Here is an 18,872-nt window from a genome sequence, read left to right as displayed (position 1 = left end):
CAATCATGACAAGATACAGGATACAGCCGGCATTCGGCCTGCGCCGCGCCGCCCTCATCGCGGTCGTGCTGCTCACCGCACTCTTCGCGGCGGCGTGCAGCGACGACGAGGGGGTAGCGGCCGAGCCGTACGTCTATTTCGCCGACGGCACCGAACTTTTGGACTACACCATCACCGGCGGCAGCAAGTCGCTCGAAATGTACTGCAACCAGGGCCCGTGGGTCATCGAAACGGCCTACCCCGAAGACGAGGAGTGGCTCGACATCTGGCCCGACGAGGGCAACCGCGACGCCCGCTTCAAGATCACCGTGGCGGCCAATCCGGGCGCCTACTCGCGCACCACGTCGGTCAACGTGGTGGTGGGCGGACGCATCATCAAGTCGCTGATCGTCAGCCAGGCCGGCGGCGAAGCCCGCCTGGCCCTCGACATGGGCTCCGACCGCATGAACGCCTCGGCCGGCAAGACGTCCGTTACCGTGAGCCTCGACACCAACGTCGGCTGGCTACCCGAAGCACTGGGCGAAGCCTCCGAGTGGCTCACATTCGGCGAAGCCACCGACCGCACGCAGGTGGTCGAGGTGGCGGCCAACCCCGGCGCCGAGCGCACGGGAACGGTCCGCTTCCAGGCCGTCGGCACGGGCTTCGAGGAGCTCTTCGTCGACGTGCACATCAGCCAGTTCGACCAGGAGCACGACCCCTACAACGGGGAGCACAAGACGATGAAGGAACTGCTCGACGCGCTGCCCGCAGGCGTCTCCACGACCATCCGCGAGAATGTCTGGGTCGAAGGGTACGTCACGAGCGATCCCTCGAAACTCAATTTCGAAGCCAACCAGCTCTTCCTACAGGACGAGAGCGGCCGCGGCATGCTCTTCGAGTTCGCCTCGGCCCGCGAGAATGTCTACGCGCTGGGCGAACGGCTCAAGATCCACCTCTACAACGCCGAACTGGTCGTCGACGAGACCACGCGCGGCCGCAAGGTGGCCTCGTTCACCTCGGGTGCGGTCTTCGACCGCGGCACGGGCGAGGGGATCCGTCCCGTCGAGGTGGAGTGGATCGAGGAGTTGGACAAGTACGAAAATACGCTCGTCACGCTCCGCAACGTCGAGTTCTCCATCCCGATGGGAACCTACGTCAACATCGACGAGCGGCCCAACCTCAAGGCGCAGGGCAACCCGACGGCCCTGCCGTACTGCGACGGCACGCACTACTACGGCCATCTTTTGACCGACGCCCGCGGCCAAAGCGTGAAACTCTATTCCCGGGACACGTTCCTCGACCGCGTGGCCGTCACCATGCCCCGCGGCACGGGTCCGGTGACGGGCATCGTCTCCAAATACACCAAAAACGGCGTCACGCAAAACATCCTCACCCTGCGCAGCCATGCCGACAACGGGGTGGCGGCTGCGGGCGACCGCCTGAGCCGCACGCTCGTGGAGTTCGGACCGTTCACCTCCTACGACGCGCAGGCCGCAGTCCGCTCGACGGTGGGTTCGGCGCAGCTCAAGTCGTCGAAATTCGAGCGCGTCAGCGCCTTGGGCGGCGGCAGCAGCAACTCGCTCGGGTGGAGCTACTCCTATGCGCGCCGCGATCCGGCCGAGGTGATGATCTCTTCGACAGGCGTGCAGAACGTACTGCCGACAATCATCAACGCCAACTCGACGCCGCACCTGATCAACATCTTCTTCTGCATCGAGGCGCAGCAGTTCTGGGACGCCACCGGTTCGACCATCAACCGCGAGGGGATGGACCCCGAGGCCAAGGGCGAGGCGTGGATCATCTGCGTCGACGATTTCCAGCCCGCGGGCGGCGACCTGAAACTCGTCTTCTCGGCCGCCAGTTCGCAAACCGGACCCATGTATTTCGATCTGGAATGGGCCGAGGACGAGAACGCGCCCATCACCGGGTGGCACAAGTTCGCGGAGCACATCAACCCCGACTGGTACACCTGTCTGCAATGCCAGCAGTATGTCTACCCGCTCCCTGCTGAGCTCAAGACGCTCGACAAGTTCACCATCCGCCTGCGCGTGTCGCGGAACCTCTGTGCGGGCGTGGGCATGTGCAACGGCAAGGAGGACATCACCACCATCCGCACGGGCGGCTCCCCGCGCTTCGGTTACCTGGCCATCACCGAAACAAAATAGACCCGGATGCGGTCCCTCCGGCCGAAACCGCCGGAGGGCCGTACCCGAAACAACGAAAACAGATTGAACTATGAAAACGATATTCATGCGAATCTTCCTGCTATGCGCGCTTGCGGCCTTCGCGTTCCCGCTGACGGGGTGTGCCGATGACCCCGAGACGGTCAACACGGCGCAGACGGCGCGGCTGGTGACGGACCTGCTCGTTCCGGCCAACACGTTCTATACGGCCAACCTGCGGCAGCTCACCATCCAGGGCAAGGGCTTTGCGAAGGGCGACCGGCTGCAACTTGCGGGCGGGCGCAATTACGACCTGGAGGTGCTCGCCGCCGCCCATGCCTGGATCACCTTCGCCATTCCCGCCGAACTCGAATCGGGCTCCTACATGCTCACGCTCCGGCGTGGGGCCGTCACCCAGCCGCTCGGTACGATCCGGTTTCGCCAGAGCATCGATCTGACGGTGCCCGACCGCGACGGCGCGAGCATCAAGGGCGCCGTCTTCTGCGGCACCGAGCCCATCGTCGGGGCCGTCGTTTCGGACGGCGTGACGGTCACGCGCACCGACGACAACGGCTACTACTGGCTCGCGTCCGACAAGCTCCACGGCTACGTCTTCGTCTCGATTCCGAATGGTTACGAAGCCGAGACGGACGGGTCGTTTCCCCGCTTCTGGGCGCCGCTCGAATCGGCAGCCGGCCAGGTCGAGCAGCACAATTTCGAACTGCTGAAAAGCGATGCTGCGGACTACACGCTGCTCGTAATGACCGACATGCACCTGGCCAACCGCTTGCAGGACCTCAGCCAGTTCATCGGCGGCTTCGAGGGCGACGTGCGTACGCTGGTGGCCTCCAACCCCCGAAAGTGCATTGCGGTCAACCTGGGCGACATGACTTTCGACCTCTACTGGAAATCGAACCGGTACGGACTCTCCGATTACCGCCGCACGCTCAACGACGCCGCACTGGGCTGCCCCGTGTTCCACGTCCCGGGCAACCACGACAACGATCCCTACACGGCGGGCGATTTCGACGCCGAGGCTGCTTTCAAGCGCGACATCGGGCCGACCTGCTACTCGTTCAACGCGGGCGGGGTCCACTACGTCATGCTCGACGACAATTTCTACGTCAACAACGGGGGCAGCTCCTCGAAGATGGGCGACCGGACCTACGAGGCGCGCCTCACGGAGCAGCAGCTGGCGTGGCTGCGGGCCGATCTCGCGGCGGTTCAGGACAAGAGCAAACCGCTGGTGGTTTGCATGCACTGCCCGCTCTACTCGTTCAACAGCAAGCTCGAAACCACCAACGCTTTCAAGACGCAAGGCGACGCCGACGCGCTGGTCGCCTCGTTCGAGGGCTTCACCGACATCCACATCTTCTCGGGCCACACCCACAACAACTACAATACCGAGGTGGGGGATCGGATCATTGAACACAACACGGCCGCCGTCTGCGCGACCTGGTGGTGGACGGGCTACTACAAGAACAACCACATCTCGAAGGACGGCTCGCCGGGCGGCTACGGCGTCTACGAGATCGCGGACGGACGCATCGCGTCGTGGTACTACCGCGGCATCGGCTGCGACCCTTCCAAGCAGCTGCGCACCTACGACATGAACACCGTCAAAAAGTTCTTCGCCGAGGACGCGGGCGCGCGGATTCTGCGCACGACCTATCCCGACCGCGACGACTACGCCGGAGTGGGGGACAATGCGGTCTATCTCAACGTCTGGAACTACGATTCCCGGTGGACGATCAAGGTCACCGAGAACGGCCGGGAGCTCCCCGTCACACAGGTCTACGACCGCGATCCGCTCCATACGATCTGCTACGACATTCCGCGTGTGAGAGAGACGGCCGACGGTACGCTGACCACCTCGTTCCAGTCGGGCAACAACCGCCACATGTTCCGCGTGACGGCCTCGGGCCCCGCGACGACGCTCGAAATCGAGGTCACCGACCGCTTCGGCAACCGCTACACCGAGACCATGACGCGCCCAAAGGCGTTCGACACGTCGATCTTTTAACCGCTAAAACACTGCCTCATGAAAAATACATGGAAAGTCCTCACGCTTTGGGCGGCAGCGCTTCTCTTTGCGCTGGCCGCCGGGTGCCAGGACGACGACACGGCCGGCTCGGAGTTGTACCTCGACGCCGGGACGAACTACCTCGCTCTGACCAAGCGCGGCGTGACGTACGACGGCGCGAATGCCCGCATCGACCTTAGGTCGAACACCTACTGGACCGCTTCGCTTTCGGACGAAGCCCACACGTGGCTCGCGCTCGACCGCATGGGCGGCGAGGGCGACGCCGAGATCGAACTGACGGTCGGCGAGAACGACGGCGAGAAACGCACGGCCGACATCACGTTCCGTACGCTGCGCGGCCTCCGGTTCACGGTCACCGTTTCGCAGAGCGCCGCGGGCGAAGCGTTCTACTACTACAAGGAGGATTTCGGCACGGGCGCCTCGATGGCCGACGCTTCCGAATACCCGTTGGAACCCACGGGAGTAGGCATCTTCCGAGGCGGTTACTCCGCAGCCGGGGCCTATGTCGACTCGACCTCCCCGTCGGACGGCTACGAGGGTGCCTCGGGCGGCAACAACCTCTACCTCGAAGAGCCCGGCGCATTCGTTTCGTACGGAGCGTTCAACATCCTCAAGGACACGGATTTCGTCCTTTCGTTCGCCTCCATGTCCGAGGGGGAGACGTTCGACGCGGAGAACCTCAAGCTATACATCAGCCGCACCGGGCAGCCCGACACGTGGGCCGAGGTGCCCTACGAGCGCGCCGCTACCCCCGGTTGGAGCTATACGCGCGTGCCGTTCTTCATCCGCGAGGGCGTCGGCCAGCTCTACGTCAAGGCGGTCAGCGAATCAGGCGGCTACCGTATCGACGACCTCTCGCTCGACGAGGGCGACGAGTCGGGCGACACGATCGAATTCCCCGAGGAGATCGTCAACTGGGTCGAGCGCATCCTCTTCCAGGACAATTTCGAGTGGATGACCTCCGACAAGGGCACCTCGGCGCTGCCCGGCTCCGACGGCGACCGCTTCGACAGCCAGTACAGCGGCGACATGCACGGCTGGACGGTCGATCCCGTCTTCGTCTACGTGCGCCCGGGCTTCCCCAAGCTGGGCAAGACCAATGCGGGCGGCGGTCTGGTGACCCCCAAACTCGACCAGATCGGCGAGGGGACGCTCGACATTGTCGTCGAGTTCGACGCCGCGCAGTACAACGACGATTTCGACGCCCTGACCGTGGCGGTGAAGAACGGCGGACTGATCGCCTCGACCGAGGAGGCCTCCACCACTTTCAACATCGCCAGCCGCAACGCATTCACCCATTTCACGGTCGAGGTTGTCCGTGCGACCCGTCAGACGCAGATCCAGTTCCGCGCCGGCACGCCCGACGCCACGCAGGCCGCGCAGTCGCGTTCCAACCGTTTCTTCTTCGACAACGTGAAAATCTACTACAAGGAGAAGATCGCCGGTCCGGGTCAGGTGTCCGTCGACACGGAGTCCGTAACGATTCCCGCAGAGGGCACGGCGCAGAAAGTGGTCGTCGAGTCCACGGTGCCGTGGACGGTCGATCCGGCGGACGAGTGGGTGGTCTGCACCCCCGCTTCGGGCGACGCCGGAACCACCGAGGTCTTCGTCTCGGCCGCAACCACGTGGGGCTCCGAGCGCAACTCCTCCCTGACGTTCGCCGCGGGCGAAGCCACGGCCCGCGTCGAGGTGGCGCAGGAGGCGTCGAAGCTCGACGCGCCCGTCCCCGCCTGCACCGTCTCCGAACCCTGCTACGTGATCTTCGAGTGGCCGCGCATCGAACACGCGTTTGCCGGCCAGTCCTATGCCTACGAACTCTACGAGGGCGCGGCGGAGGGTACGCCCGTGCGTGTCATGGAGAAACAGGCATTCACAAAATCGCAGTTCGATACGCGCGTGGCGTTCCCCAACCTCAAGCCCGCGACCAAATACTACCTGCGGGTCAAGGCGCTTTCGTCCGATGCTGAGCGCTGCGGCGATTCCCCCTATTCGGCCTTTGCCGAGGGCGAGACGGCCGCCGAGCGGACCGCCGATCCCGAGGCCCTTCTTGAGATGCACTTCGACCGTCTGCGCTGGGGCAGCGACTACATCCGCGGCGCTTACGGCATGCGTCCTGCCGCGGATGCCGACGAGAAATCGGCCACCTCGTTCGACGTGCCGCTCACGCGCATCGCCGAGCCGCAGACGAGCATCAGCGACTACATGTCCTTTACGCCGCAGCTGCGCGAAGCAGCCGGGCTGACCGGCTGGACGGGTTCCTACAACTACGGCCACCTGGGTGCGATGAAAGTCGGCGGCTGGAAAAAGACGGGCTACCTCGCCACGCCTGCGCTCGAAAAGATCGCGGGGACCAAGGACATCGCCCTCACGTTCCGCCTCTGCGCCTACATCGACTACGGCGAGGGCAAGACCTCCGATTCGAAGACCATGACCCTCGCGGTCGAGGGCGGCGGTACGCCCGAAGAGACCCAGTTCGGGATGGAGAATTTCTCGTGGACGACCCACACGGTCGTCGTCCGCGGCGCCACTGCCTCCACGAAGATCCGCTTCAACACCGCCAGCAATGTCGACGGCCGCCGCTTTTTGATCGACGACATCGTGATCCGCGAGGTGGGCGACTCGAAGCCGATGCTGCCCGCTCCCGTCCCCGCATTCTCCTATGCCGAGGCGCGCTGCCTGGCGTTCGAGTGGCCGCGCATCGAGCACGCCTCCTCCGGCCAGCAGTACGCCTACGAATTGCGCAAGGGGTCGCCCAACGGGGTGGTGGTCAAATCGGTTTCGAAGCAGACGCTGACCGATCTCAAGTATGACGCCCGCGTCGTCTTCACCTACCTGGAGCCCTCGACCAAATACTATTTCACGGTCAAGGCCCTGTCGAAAGACGCCGCCGCAGCCCTCGATTCCGACTTTTCGGCTCCCGTCGCGGGCGAGACGCTTGCCCCGCGCACGCCCGATCCCGCCGCCGTGCTCGAGATGTATTTCGACAATTTCCTCTGGGGCGGCGACTACATGCGCGGCGCCTACGGCTTCCGGCCCGGCGACGGCGATCCGGAGAAGACGGCCACCGAGACCACCCCGGCCAATGTGCAGGTCGTTCCCGCCACCTCGATCGGCGACTATTTCAACACGGGCGTCAACCCCGCGTTCCGCAACGGCTACGCCGGGCTGGCGGGCTGGAGCGGCTCGAAGGTCTACGGCCTGGCCTGCACGGCCAAGCTGGGTGCCGGCTCGTCGCAGGGGTGGATCCAGACCCCCGAACTGGCCGCCGTCCAGGGTACGCAGAATCTGGTGGTGACTTTCAAGGCGTGTCCGTGGATCGACTACGGCACGGGCAAGACCTCCGATTCGAAAACCCTGAACATCGAGGTTACGGGCGGCGGCACACCCGACCGTACCTCGCTGACGATGGGCGACAATTTCGTCTGGTCCGACCAGACGGTGCGTATCGCCGGCGCCACAGCCGCGACGCGCGTCAAGTTCATCGCCTCCGGGGCGAAGAACTGCCGTCTGCTCCTGGACGACATCGTGATCCGAACCGAATAAAAACCGGCGGGAGGGACTTTTCGAAAAAGCCCCTCCCGCCTTTACCTAACCGAATTTTCCGATGAAAAAACTATTGATTCCGCTCCTCGCCCTGCTGCTGCCGGCCGCTGCTGCTGCCGGTCCGGAGGTGATCGAGGTCACGACCGACCGCCTGTCGCTGGTGCTGGGCGTGGGTCGGGACGGCGAGGTGCTCCTGCACCATTTCGGCGGCCGCATCGCCGATCCCGCACCTTTCAAAGCCTGGAAGAGCTACCGCCGCGCCGACCACGGCACCGACAACCGGGCCTGTCCGACCCGCGGCGGCCGCGAATTCCGCGAACCTGCGCTGGCCATCACCCATGCGGACGGCGACCTGAACACGGAACTGAGCTATGTGTCGCACGCTACGAAACGCCTCGGGGACGGGGTGGTCGAAACCCGTGTCGAACTGGCAGACGCCAAGACGGCAACGGCCGTGGCGCTGGTCTATACGGCCTACGAGCGCGAGAACGTCATCACGGCCCGCAGCGAAATCCGCAACGGCGGCACCCAACCCCTTACGCTCGAGAATTTCTACTCGGCCGCGCTCCCCGTGCGGGCTTCGAAATACCTCCTGACCCATTTTTACGGTGCCTGGGCGCGTGAAATGCAGGTCGACCACACGCTGCTGACCCACGGCACGAAGAGCATCTCCTCGCGCAAGGGCGTGCGCACGACCCACACCGAGAATCCCTCGTTCCTCCTCTCGCTCGACACCGAGTCGTTCGACGAAAACGCCGGCGAGGTGATCGCCGGGGCTCTGGCGTGGACCGGGAATTTCAAGCTCGATTTCGAGCTCGACGAGTTCAACACGCTTCACCTGCTGGCTGGTATCAACCCCTATGCGTCGGCGTATACGCTCGGCGCGGGCGAACGGTTCACCACGCCCGACCTGATCCTCACGTACAGCTTCGAGGGTGCCGGGGGCGCTTCGCGCAACCTCCACGACTGGGCGCGCAACCACGGCGTGCGAAGCCGCGGGCAGGCGTGCCCGACGCTGCTGAACAGTTGGGAGGGCGCCTATTTCGATTTCACGACCGAGACGCTGCTCCGCATGATCGACCGCACGCGGGAGATGGGGCTCGAAATGTTCGTGCTGGACGACGGCTGGTTCGGCAGCGAGTTCCCGCGCAACGACTCCTCGGCCGGACTGGGCGACTGGGAGGTCAACCGCGCGAAGCTCCCCGAGGGCATCGACTTCGTGGCCCGCTACGCCCACGAGCAGGGGCTGAAATTCGGCATCTGGATCGAACCCGAGATGGTCAACGAGCGCAGCGCGCTCTACCGCGAGCACCCCGACTGGGTCGTCGGGGCCGTCGGGCGCGACAAGCCCCGCATGCGCAACCAGTGGCTGCTCGACCTTACGAACCCCGCCGTGCAGGATTTCGTCTTCGGGGTTTTCGACCGCACGATGCAGCTCTCGCCGCGCATCGACTACATCAAGTGGGACTGCAACCGCCACGTCGAGAGCGTCGGCTCCGCATACCTCCCCGCCGACCGCCAGTCCCGTTTCTGGATCGACTACGTCGCGGGTTTCTACCGCGTGATGGAGCGCATCCGCGCCAAGTACCCGCATGTGCTGATCCAGGCCTGCTCGTCGGGCGGCGGCCGGGTTGACTACGGCGCGCTGCGCTATTTCGACGAGGTGTGGACCAGCGACAACACCGAGGCCCTCTCGCGCCTCTTCATCCAGTACGGGACCAACCTGATCTATCCCGCCGCAGTGACCGGCGCGCACGTCTCGGCCGTTCCCAACCACCAGACGGCCAATACGACGCCCCTCAAGTTCCGCTTCGACGTAGCCTCGGCCGGGCGCCTGGGGATGGAGTTGCAGCCGCAGCAGATGACCGAGGCCGAACGCGCTTTCGCCCGCCGGGCCGTGGCCTCCTACACGGAGTACCGCGATCTGGTTTTCGGCGGCGACCTCTACCGCATCGCATCGCCCTACGATCCCGAGGGGTTCTGTGCCTTGATGTACGTCTCGAAAGACAAGTCGCGGGCCGTGGTCTTCGCCTACTGCATCGAGTACCAGGGCCGGACCGTCAAGCCGCAGTTCCGCCTGCGCGGACTCGACCCCGAAAAACGGTACCTGCTCACCGAACTGAACGTCGACCGCTCGAAATTCTGGGGCCATGGAGAGACATTAGGCGGCGATTTCCTGATCGAGAAAGGTATCAATCCCGACCTGTGCAAGCTATACGACAGCGGGGTCTACTACCTCGAAGCCCGCTAAACGAACGGGGGCGGCAGAAGATTCTGCCGCCCCCGTTTTTGCAAGGTCCGTTATTCCCGGAGCATCGCCTGCAACTTTTCGGGGTAGTTGGTGGTGATGTAGTCCACGCCCCGTTCGATGAAAAAGCGCATGTCCTCGTCCGAGTCGACGGTCCAGACGTTCACCTCCAGCCCCAGTTCGTGCGCCTGGTCGATCCACTCGGGATGGCGGCGCAGCACGCGGACCGAATAGTCGATCCCTTTGAGCCCCAGCTTTTTAATGCTCTTGGGCGGCAGGTCGCCGTTGAGGTAGTAGATGTTGGCCCCCGGCAGCAGCTTTCGGAACGCCAGACAGGCGTTGATCGAAAAGGCGATGATGTCCGTGCGGTCCAGCAGGTCGTGCGCGCGCAGCGCCTCGACGATCTTGCGCGCCGCGAGGTCCTCGCGGTTGAGGTCCGTGAGCGATTTCATCTCCAGAATGAGGCGCGTCGAGTGTTTGCTTCGCACCAAGCGGAGGTACGTATCCAGCGAGGGGATGGTCTCGCCGTTGGGCAGTTCGATGGCGGTGATTGTTTCGAACGTCGATTTTTCCATGTCCGTACCCTTGTATACACGGTCGTGGTTGACGACGAGGCGGTCGTCCGACGTGAGCCACACGTCGATCTCCGAGCCGAAACACCCGACGGCGTCGGCCCGGGTGAACGAGGCGAGCGAGTTTTCCGCCGATCCGGGGGCGGTCCAGTAGCCGCGGTGGGCGATCACTTTGGGTTGTGCCGCCGAGGCGGCTCCTCCCGCCAGAACGAGGGAGGCTGCGAGGATGAGTTTTTTTGTCATGATGTCTGCATGGTTGGTTGATGGCTTGTGAAACGAAACCATGACAAAGATAGCGATTTTTTTCGGAATCGCAATTCTCGGCTCCACGGACGGGGTGTTTTTCATCGGAATGTCATCGGGAACGATTCCGGTGTGGGTTTTAAAACGAAAGCAGTGCGATTTTCGTGCGGAAAATCGGTCCGCAACGCTCGCAGTCCCGGAATTTTTTGCTATCTTCGTGACGTTGTGCCGCAACCCGAACGATCCCAAATCTACTTAAAACCCATAGCATCATGAAAGAGAAAGTCACAAGCAAATTCGAGGAGCTCTACGGCCCGGGCGCCGTCCTGTTCGCCTCCCCCGGCCGCATCAACCTGATCGGGGAGCACACCGACTACAACGGTGGATTCGTCTTCCCGGGCGCCGTCGACCGGGGCATCGTCGCCGCCATCCGGCTCAACGGCACCGACCGCGTGCGCGCCCATGCCCTCGACCTGGGCCAGACGGCCGAGTTCGGCCTTTCGGAAGCGGACAAACCCGCGCAGTCGTGGGCCTGCTATCTCTTCGGCGTCTGCCGCGAAATTCAGAAGCGCGGCGGTAAGATCGGCGGTTTCGACACTGTTTTCGCTGGCGACGTACCGCTCGGGGCCGGCATGTCGTCCTCGGCGGCGCTCGAATCGACCTACGCCTATGCGCTCGACGATCTCTTCTCGCTGGGCATCGACAAGTTCGAACTGGCCCGGATCGGACAGGCCACCGAGCACAACTACTGCGGGGTCAACTGCGGCATCATGGACCAGTTCGCCTCGGTCTTCGGCAAAAAGGGGTGCCTGATGCGCCTCGACTGCCGCTCGATGGAGTTCGAATACTTCCCGTTCGATCCCGAAGGCTACAAACTGGTGCTGCTCGATTCTCGCGTGAAGCACGAACTGGTCGGCTCTCCCTACAACGACCGCCGCGCCTCGTGCGAGCGCGTCGCCAAGATGCTGGGCCAGGAATTCCTGCGGGGCGCCACGATGGAGCAGCTCGACGCGATCAAGGATAAGATTTCGGAGGAGGACTACAAGCGTGCCCGCTATGTCATCGGCGAGGAGCGGCGCGTGCTCGACGTCTGCGCCGCGCTTGAAAAGGGCGATTACGAGACGGTCGGCAAACGCATGTACGAAACCCACTGGGGCATGTCGCGCGATTACGAGGTGTCGTGCGAGGAGCTGGATTTCCTGGTCGGCGTGGCCGAGGAGTGCGGCGTCGCGGGTTCGCGCATCATGGGCGGCGGCTTCGGCGGCTGTACGATCAACCTGGTCCGCGACGACGTGTACGACCGGTTCATCGCCACGGCAAAAGAGAAATTCGCCGCCCGCTACGGCCACGAACCGGCCGTTTACGAGGTGGTCATTTCCGACGGATCGCGGCGGCTCTGAGCTCCCGGTCCTGCAACGACAAGCGCCGACCCGCTGCGGGCCGGCGTTTTGATTTGTTCGAGAGGCAGCCCTTAGAGCGGCCTGCGGTCTACCTGGCGGCCGTTGGGGGTGAGCAGCAGCGTCTGGTCGTCGTTGTTCATCGAGACAATCACCCGGTAGGTCACCTCGCCCTGGTGGGTCATCTTCGTGGCATCCTTGATCTTGTACCCGGGGTAGAGCTTGGCGATGTGAACCTGCACGGGCCGCGGAAGCTGGGTCGATGCGACCTGGATGTCCGATGCGACCAGTTTGCCGTCGGGAGAGAGGTCGAGCGAGTAATCGAGGGTCTCGATCTTGAACAGGGCGTTGTAGTAACCCGTCTTCTGGTCGTAGTTCCACTCGACGGGGTAGATGCGCGGATAGTTCTTCGAGACGTACTCCTTGACCGCGAGGGGTACCTTGTCCTCCTTGATGTTGCCTGCGATTGAATTTGCCGAAACGAAGAGCGCGAGCGCTAAAACGGCGATTGCTTTTTTCATACCTTAAACGATTGATTGATGAATACTTCGGTGCGAGGTTCTTCAATCTATCATTCGTTGCAGCAGTAGTTCGTCCTCGTAGCCGTCCGGGGTGCGGTTCCAGGCCTTTTTCACGCCGACCTCGCGGAACCCCGCGCTGCGGAACAGCGCGCGGCTCGCCTGGTTTTCCACCCCGACGTTGCACCACAACTGGTGAAGCCGCAGCGTCGTCCGGGCATACTCGACGAGCACCTCCAGTGCGTCCGAAGCATAGCCTTTGCCCCGCTCCGAGGGGTCGTGGACGAGGATTCCGACGCCCGCCCGCCGGTTGTGCGGGTCGAATTCGAAAAGGTCGACCAGCCCGACCGCCCGCTGCCCGTCATTCTCGATCACCAGCCGCAGCTGCCGGGTCTGGTAGATGTCGAACTGCTGCTGCTCGATGAATTTCGAGAGCAGGTTCCGCGAAAATGGTGCCAAAGTGCCGCTTACCTCCCATACGGAGGGATCGTTCTCCCAGTCGTAGAGGAGGTCGAGGTCCTCCGGCTCCAGCGCACGCAGGCGGACCGTCTTGCCGCGGAGGTTGGTCACAGCCCGATTACCTTGTTGCGGATAAGCATCGCAACGCCCTGGGCGTTTGCATTTTCCGACATTTTCGACACGCGGAATTTCGTGTCCTTGTAGACCAGGTTCAGCGAATACTTGTTGGTCGCCGACTTGAGCGGCAGCATGATGTAGTCGCCCGCCGCAGCCATGTTGCCGCCGACGATGACCGTCTGGGGGTTGAACGTGTTGATCAAAAAGGCCACGGCCTTGCCCACCTTTTCGCCCGCCTCCTCGATCAGCTCGATCGAGAGGTTGTCGTCGTTCTTGGCGGCCTGGATGATGTCGTCGATGTGCAGGCTCTTCTGCTTGTCGTATTTCTCCTTGAGGATGGTGTTGCTCCCCTCGTCGATCAGGCGGCACATCTTCTCCTCGATGGCGATACCCGACACCTCGGTTTCGAGGCACCCTTTTTTGCCGCACGAGCAGATGATCTCGTTGTCGAAGAACGGAATGTGGCCGAACTCGCCCGCGAAGCCGCTCTTGCCGTAGTAGAGCTGGCCGTCGACGACGATTCCGATGGCCACGCCGCGGCCCATGTGGAGGTACAGGACGTTGCTGTCGTCTTTCGACTTGCCCGTCGTGTACTCGGCGTAGCAGCGGGCGCGGGTGTCGTTTTCCAGCAGCACGCGAATGCCGATCCGGTTCTCGATGATCTCGCGCAGCGACTGCTCCGAGGAGGTGAAATACTTGTAGCTGCGGCCCGTTTCGGGATTCACGCGGCCGGTCATGCAGACGCCCAGGCCGAGTATCTTGCTGCGGTCGATACCGCACGACGAGATGAAATTCTCGATGTTCGTGCAGATGCGCTCGATGCACTGCGGGCGGTCCTGCAACTCGAACGTGAAATCGGCCTCCTCCTTGATGATCTCGTTCTTGAGGTCGGTGATGGTGAAGCGCATGTTGTCGCGTCCGACGTTCACCCCGGCGAAATAGATGGCCGAATTGGTCAGCCCGAAGATGTTGGGACGACGCCCGCCCGGCGTTTCGACCTTGCCCAGGTCGGTGACGATGTGCTCGTCGACCAGCTCCTGTACGAGCTTCGTAATCGTCGGGACGCTGATATGCAGCTCTTTCGTAAGCTCCGAGAGCGTGCATTCGCCATTGACGGCCATGTGCGCGATGATGTTGCGCTTGATGATGCTGTTTTTGTGGATAATGCCCTTCAGGGCATCGTCTTCGTGCTTGTTGAAAAATTCGGTTAGCGATGTCATCCTTTCAGTCTCATTTTTAACCAACTCTGCAAAGATAGCAAGTAAATTTAATAAATGCAACGGTTTTTTAATAAAATTTAATAAATTTTGAGGCCGGCGTGGAAATAAAAAAGGAACACTTTGATTATCAAAGTGTTCCTTACGGACAAAAACCCGAATGTTTTACAGTGTCGATTTCGATTCCACCTGCGCTTCGGCGTCGACCTTTCTGATAAGTCCCTGGAGCACGTTGCCCGGGCCGAGTTCGGTGAACTCCCCGATCCCGTCTGCGAGCATCGCCCGCACGATCTGGGTCCAGCGCACGGGGGCCGTGAGCTGGGCGATGAGGTTCGCCTTGATCTGGGCCGGATCGGTGTGGGGTTCGGCGTCGACGTTCTGATAGATCGGGCACACAGGGGTCTGGAACGGCGCCTCCTCGATGGCTCTTTCGAGCTCCTGCCGGGCGGGCTCCATCAGCGGCGAGTGGAACGCGCCGCCGACCGGAAGCCGCAGCGCGCGGCGTGCGCCGGCGGCCTTGGCCTTTTCGCAGGCTGCATCCACCGCTTCGGCTGCACCCGAAATGACCAACTGCCCCGGGCAGTTGTAGTTGGCGGCCACGACCACGCCGTCGACCGACGCGCAGATCTCCTCGACGGTCCGATCCTCCAGACCGAGGATGGCGGCCATGCCGCCCGGCTGCGCTTCGCAGGCGGCCTGCATGGCCAGCGCGCGCTTCGAGACCAGCCTGAGGCCGTCCTCGAACGAGAGGGCACCGGCAGCGACCAGCGCCGAGAACTCGCCGAGCGAGTGGCCGGCCGCGGCGTCGGGCTCGATACCCAGCGCCTTGGCCAGGATGACCGAGTGCAGGAAGACGGCGGGCTGCGTCACGCGGGTTTGTTTCAACTCTTCGGGCGTGCCCGAGAACATGATGTCGGTAATGCGGAAGCCGAGAATCTCGTTGGCCTTTTCGAACAGTTCGCGGGCCGCGGGGACGTTGTCGTAGAGGTCCTTGCCCATCCCGACGGCCTGGGCTCCCTGGCCGGGGAAAACGTATGCGTGTTTCATGGGTTTCGAATTTTTTTGTGTTTGCGGGGACAAAGATACGAATTTATTTTCTAACTTTGCACCGCAATGGTTCACAAAAGGCCGGGCAAGGCCTCGCGTGATGAAATGGGAATGCCGTGTGAATCGGCAGCAGTTCCCGCTGCTGTAAGTTCCGTCATGGGCCGCAAACTCTTTAGCCACTGATCCCCCGAGGGGTTGGGAAGGCATTGCGGCCGGAACGAGCCAGAAGACCTGCCTTGCATCTCCCGAGGGGAGAGTCCTTTTTCGAACGCCGTCTGCGGAGAACGGAGTGCGTCGAACGGTGGCTGCAAGGCCGAACGTTTGTGGGTGGGGGTTTACAGCCCGGCACCTGTCGGTAAAATGAGGATTCGATTTCGGGAGCGCCGGAACCGGATTTTTTATTTAACCCGATAAAACAAACGAAAGATGAAAAAACTACTCCTTTACGCTTTTGCGGCTTTTGCGATCCTCTCCCTGGGTTCGTGTTCGGACGATGACGGCTACAACTATGTTCCGCCCACGGACAAGTACACGGGCGGGTTCTATGTGCTCAACGAGGGCTCTTACGGACATACGCCTGCCTCGGTAAACTATTACAATCCGGCTTCCGGCCAGTGGTCGCTCAATATCTTTCAGGCGAACAATCCCGGAGAGACGCTCGGCAATACCGGCACGATGGCGGTGTGCGGTACGGACAAGATGTACCTTGTGTCGAAAGGAGCACCCAGTCTGGTAGAGGTGGGCCTTGCGGATTTCGTAAAAAAGTCCGCTCTGCCGGAGGAAGCGCTGTCCGCTCAGGCTTATGGATTTGCGTTGATCGACGACGCGCACGGCGTGCTGACGACTTCCGAGGGAGCGTATTCCGTAGCGCTCGATCCGATCCGGCTGGACCGGGCTTTTTATGAGGGGCGCGCCCTGTGGGGCGATGTCGCGGTGAAGGGCGGCCATGTTTTTCTGACCACCTCGGCCAACGACGGGTATGTCGTCAAAGTCTACAAGGCTTCGACGCTCGAATTCGTGAAGGATTTTTCCTCCGTTACGACGGGCTTTACCGAGGCTGGCGGCATGCTGTGGGCAGCCAATAAGGATAAATTGGTGAAGATAGACCCGGTGACGCTGACTGCGGAAGAGTTCGCATTGCCGGAGGGTATTTCGGTTTATTACAACCAATGGACCTATACGCCATCGGGTTTGCATGCATCGAAGAGAGGGGATGCGCTCTATTTTGTCGAGGGCACCTCTTCCGGATACGACGTCTATAAATATGCGATCGCTGCGGGTACCGCTTCGAAACTTTTTTCAGCGCCGGTCGTGGAGGGGCAAAAATACTCCGTTTATGCTTCGGGACTCAATATCGATCCTGCAACCGACGATCTCTATCTGTTTTATACCAACGACTGGGGGGCGCATGCGACGATTTACGTAGTAGATGGCGCATCGGGGGAACTGAAAAAGACGTTCCCTTATACGGATGCTGAGTACTGGTTTCCCTCGATGCTGATTTTTCGCTGAAGATTATTGCGGATTTGGAATGCGATCGGAGATTAAAGTCGTGTCTGATTCTAAAAAATCACAACTCATGTTTGTTGCACAGGATTTAGACCGGGAAAAATTACTTTTTACTCTATTAACCCACCGATGACCTTTATAATCTGCATCCTTTTGAATTTGTTTCTTTTTACGGACCTTTTGTATTGACGAATTTTATTACTGGGGGTCGTGCTTCAGCGTTGTTTGCCGGAATCACTAAAACGGACACCACAACAGAAGCACGTGAAAAAAGCATGGACAGTGAAATATCTGCTTCATTTACTTTGAAAAAGAGTGATAATAATTCTGTTTCGTTAGGCTTTGGTAAGGGTTTTACAAACGGCAGTTCAAGTACAAATACGTTTATGCAATTAGAGGCAACGTTGATGACTTTGGGCGGCACTTATGGTCTCGGAGCATTTACTACTCCTAAGTCAATTGATTATATGAATATCGATCTTACAGCATGGGCAAATTCGATCAACACTACAAGCAATCATGCATTAATCGATATACAGAATAATGGATTAATGCCGTTATCCGGTTTTTTTATCGAAAAGAATCTAATAGCCCAATACAAGAAATATGTTGCTGGGGTAGAGTTTCCCATCGGAAAGATTTGTTGAACCTAAACTTGTACATGAATACTTTCGAAGTTCCTCATCGGGCCCTATGGTAAGTAGAATGTCACTTATCACTCGTTTTAACGATGCAATCTTAATCCGAGAGGATTTGAGGCCTCAGGATGATCTTCAGGCAAAAAAGGAATTGGATGACATGTTTGATGAACTATGCGGCAAATACAGAATAAAAGCAGAAAAAATTGTTTTTATAGAGGATAGTAATTATAATTCTAAGATAAGTATTGGATATATAGGAGAGGACGTGTTTGTGGAACCTAACATGAAAAAAACCTCGATTTAAATCACGAGATGTTATACCTGCTTTATAACGAAAACGGGATAAAATTTGGATATTCCATTTATGTAGGTAATGGTGATTATTTGCTTGATACATATGGGATAAGACGCTGGGTCGAAACTCTTCCAAATACGACTATAAGTGACAATGACTTGTTGAATTATACGTTAATTGCATTGTAAAATTGATTTTGCGTTTACGGATTTATCCGACGGAACGCAGAAATCGCGGATTCCCTACACCTCGGAGAGCGAGACAGTATACTGGTTCCCCTCGATGCTGATTTTCCGGTAATTTTTGCGTGCACAAAGCCCGGCAGCCTGCCACCAGAGATTAGTTCGCTGCCCGGCCAGAAGAACCCGCGGGACCTGCCTTGTCCTGCAGGTTCTTTGTGCATTCGCATTTTTCTACGATGCTGCATCCCCGAGCCCCGAGCCCCGTCGAGGGGGCGCAAAGGGATCGCGCCATAATATGCGACCTCTCGACTACCGCTCGGGGATCGAGAACAGGGCATTCCGCACCTCGTCAAAATGTCATTCCGGGCGTATGCGAGGAATCTTCCGCTTACTGTTCGCTTCCGGCTCCGAGCTCCGGAAGCCTTGATCCGCAGCCAGCAGGGACTGCATTCAGGTGAAAAGTAAGGTGCGGGCAAGGAACAGAAAATGGTCCGGCCACAAAAAAGGGCCTGCCCGGCGCAGCCATCACGGCGCCAGGTAGGCCTTTGAACTATTTGGACGGGGGTTTCGGAACCTCCTACGCGGTTGTCCGTCCGAAGCGACAGTTTCTTAAGCCGAAGCCGCAAGACCGAGGGTTTCACCGTGTACACGACTTCCGTTCATCGTGCACAACCTGCGGCTTGTCGGAGGAGAAGAGGG

The 18,872-nt window shown here is 60.6% G+C and carries 13 protein-coding genes and 1 riboswitch; of the genes, 8 read left to right on the top strand and 5 right to left on the bottom strand.

Annotation, left to right across the window (positions count from 1 at the left end; all coding sequences use genetic code 11):
- The first annotated feature begins 5 nt into the window (after positions 1–5).
- The 4 genes from ACMQ11_RS10230 (at position 6) to ACMQ11_RS10215 (ending at position 9,979) form a co-directional block, all read left to right on the top strand.
- A complete protein-coding gene (locus tag ACMQ11_RS10230; RefSeq protein WP_418992672.1) occupies positions 6–2,144 on the top strand; it encodes a DUF5689 domain-containing protein in 2,139 nt (712 codons plus the stop codon).
- Positions 2,145–2,214: 70 nt separating this feature from the next.
- Complete coding sequence (locus ACMQ11_RS10225; protein WP_418992671.1) at positions 2,215–4,164, top strand: calcineurin-like phosphoesterase C-terminal domain-containing protein; 1,950 nt, start codon at positions 2,215–2,217, stop codon at positions 4,162–4,164.
- An 18-nt stretch (positions 4,165–4,182) separates the two neighbouring features.
- Positions 4,183–7,728 carry a BACON domain-containing protein gene (locus ACMQ11_RS10220; RefSeq protein WP_418992670.1) on the top strand — a complete coding sequence of 1,182 codons (3,546 nt, stop codon included), beginning with the start codon at positions 4,183–4,185 and terminating at the stop codon, positions 7,726–7,728.
- Positions 7,729–7,789: 61 nt separating this feature from the next.
- Positions 7,790–9,979: an alpha-galactosidase gene (locus ACMQ11_RS10215; protein ID WP_418992669.1), complete on the top strand. Its 2,190-nt coding sequence runs from the start codon at positions 7,790–7,792 to the stop codon at positions 9,977–9,979.
- Between the two features lie 50 nt (positions 9,980–10,029).
- On the opposite strand, the gene ACMQ11_RS10210 is transcribed toward ACMQ11_RS10215, so the two are convergent.
- A complete protein-coding gene (locus ACMQ11_RS10210) occupies positions 10,030–10,791 on the bottom strand; it encodes a glycerophosphodiester phosphodiesterase (RefSeq protein WP_418992668.1) in 762 nt (253 codons plus the stop codon).
- Between the two features lie 272 nt (positions 10,792–11,063).
- Between ACMQ11_RS10210 and galK the strand changes: the two genes are divergently transcribed.
- A complete protein-coding gene (gene galK / locus ACMQ11_RS10205) occupies positions 11,064–12,191 on the top strand; it encodes a galactokinase (protein ID WP_418992667.1) in 1,128 nt (375 codons plus the stop codon).
- 71 nt (positions 12,192–12,262) lie between these two features.
- Here galK and ACMQ11_RS10200 read toward each other — a convergent pair whose 3' ends face one another.
- The 4 genes from ACMQ11_RS10200 to fabD form a co-directional block, all read right to left on the bottom strand.
- On the bottom strand, positions 12,263–12,709 hold the full coding sequence (locus tag ACMQ11_RS10200) for a hypothetical protein (protein ID WP_418992666.1): 447 nt from the start codon (positions 12,707–12,709) through the stop codon (positions 12,263–12,265).
- A gap of 42 nt (positions 12,710–12,751) precedes the next feature.
- Positions 12,752–13,276, bottom strand: a complete 525-nt coding sequence (locus tag ACMQ11_RS10195; protein WP_418992665.1) for a GNAT family N-acetyltransferase — start codon at positions 13,274–13,276, stop codon at positions 12,752–12,754.
- Positions 13,273–14,502, bottom strand: coding sequence for an ROK family protein (locus ACMQ11_RS10190; protein WP_418992664.1), 1,230 nt, complete (start codon positions 14,500–14,502; stop codon positions 13,273–13,275). The genes ACMQ11_RS10195 and ACMQ11_RS10190 overlap by 4 nt, the downstream gene beginning before the upstream one ends.
- A 162-nt stretch (positions 14,503–14,664) precedes the next feature.
- Complete coding sequence (gene fabD, locus ACMQ11_RS10185) at positions 14,665–15,546, bottom strand: ACP S-malonyltransferase (protein ID WP_418992663.1); 882 nt, start codon at positions 15,544–15,546, stop codon at positions 14,665–14,667.
- Between the two features lie 71 nt (positions 15,547–15,617).
- Positions 15,618–15,800, top strand: a riboswitch (cobalamin riboswitch).
- A gap of 172 nt (positions 15,801–15,972) precedes the next feature.
- Here fabD and ACMQ11_RS10180 point away from each other — a divergent pair.
- From ACMQ11_RS10180 to ACMQ11_RS10170, 3 genes are all read left to right on the top strand, one after another.
- Complete coding sequence (locus ACMQ11_RS10180) at positions 15,973–17,058, top strand: DUF5074 domain-containing protein (RefSeq protein ID WP_418992662.1); 1,086 nt, start codon at positions 15,973–15,975, stop codon at positions 17,056–17,058.
- A gap of 140 nt (positions 17,059–17,198) precedes the next feature.
- Entirely contained in the window at positions 17,199–17,702 is a 504-nt protein-coding gene (locus ACMQ11_RS10175) for an MAC/perforin domain-containing protein (RefSeq protein ID WP_418992686.1), read from the top strand.
- Between the two features lie 306 nt (positions 17,703–18,008).
- Complete coding sequence (locus ACMQ11_RS10170) at positions 18,009–18,179, top strand: hypothetical protein (RefSeq protein ID WP_418992661.1); 171 nt, start codon at positions 18,009–18,011, stop codon at positions 18,177–18,179.
- The last annotated feature ends 693 nt before the right edge of the window (positions 18,180–18,872 follow it).

This window comes from Alistipes sp. (assembly GCF_048465575.1).
Taxonomy (GTDB): Bacteria; Bacteroidota; Bacteroidia; order Bacteroidales; family Rikenellaceae; genus Alistipes.
The sequence above is the reverse complement of the archived record's forward strand: the minus strand, read 5'-3'. Positions and strand labels throughout refer to the sequence as shown.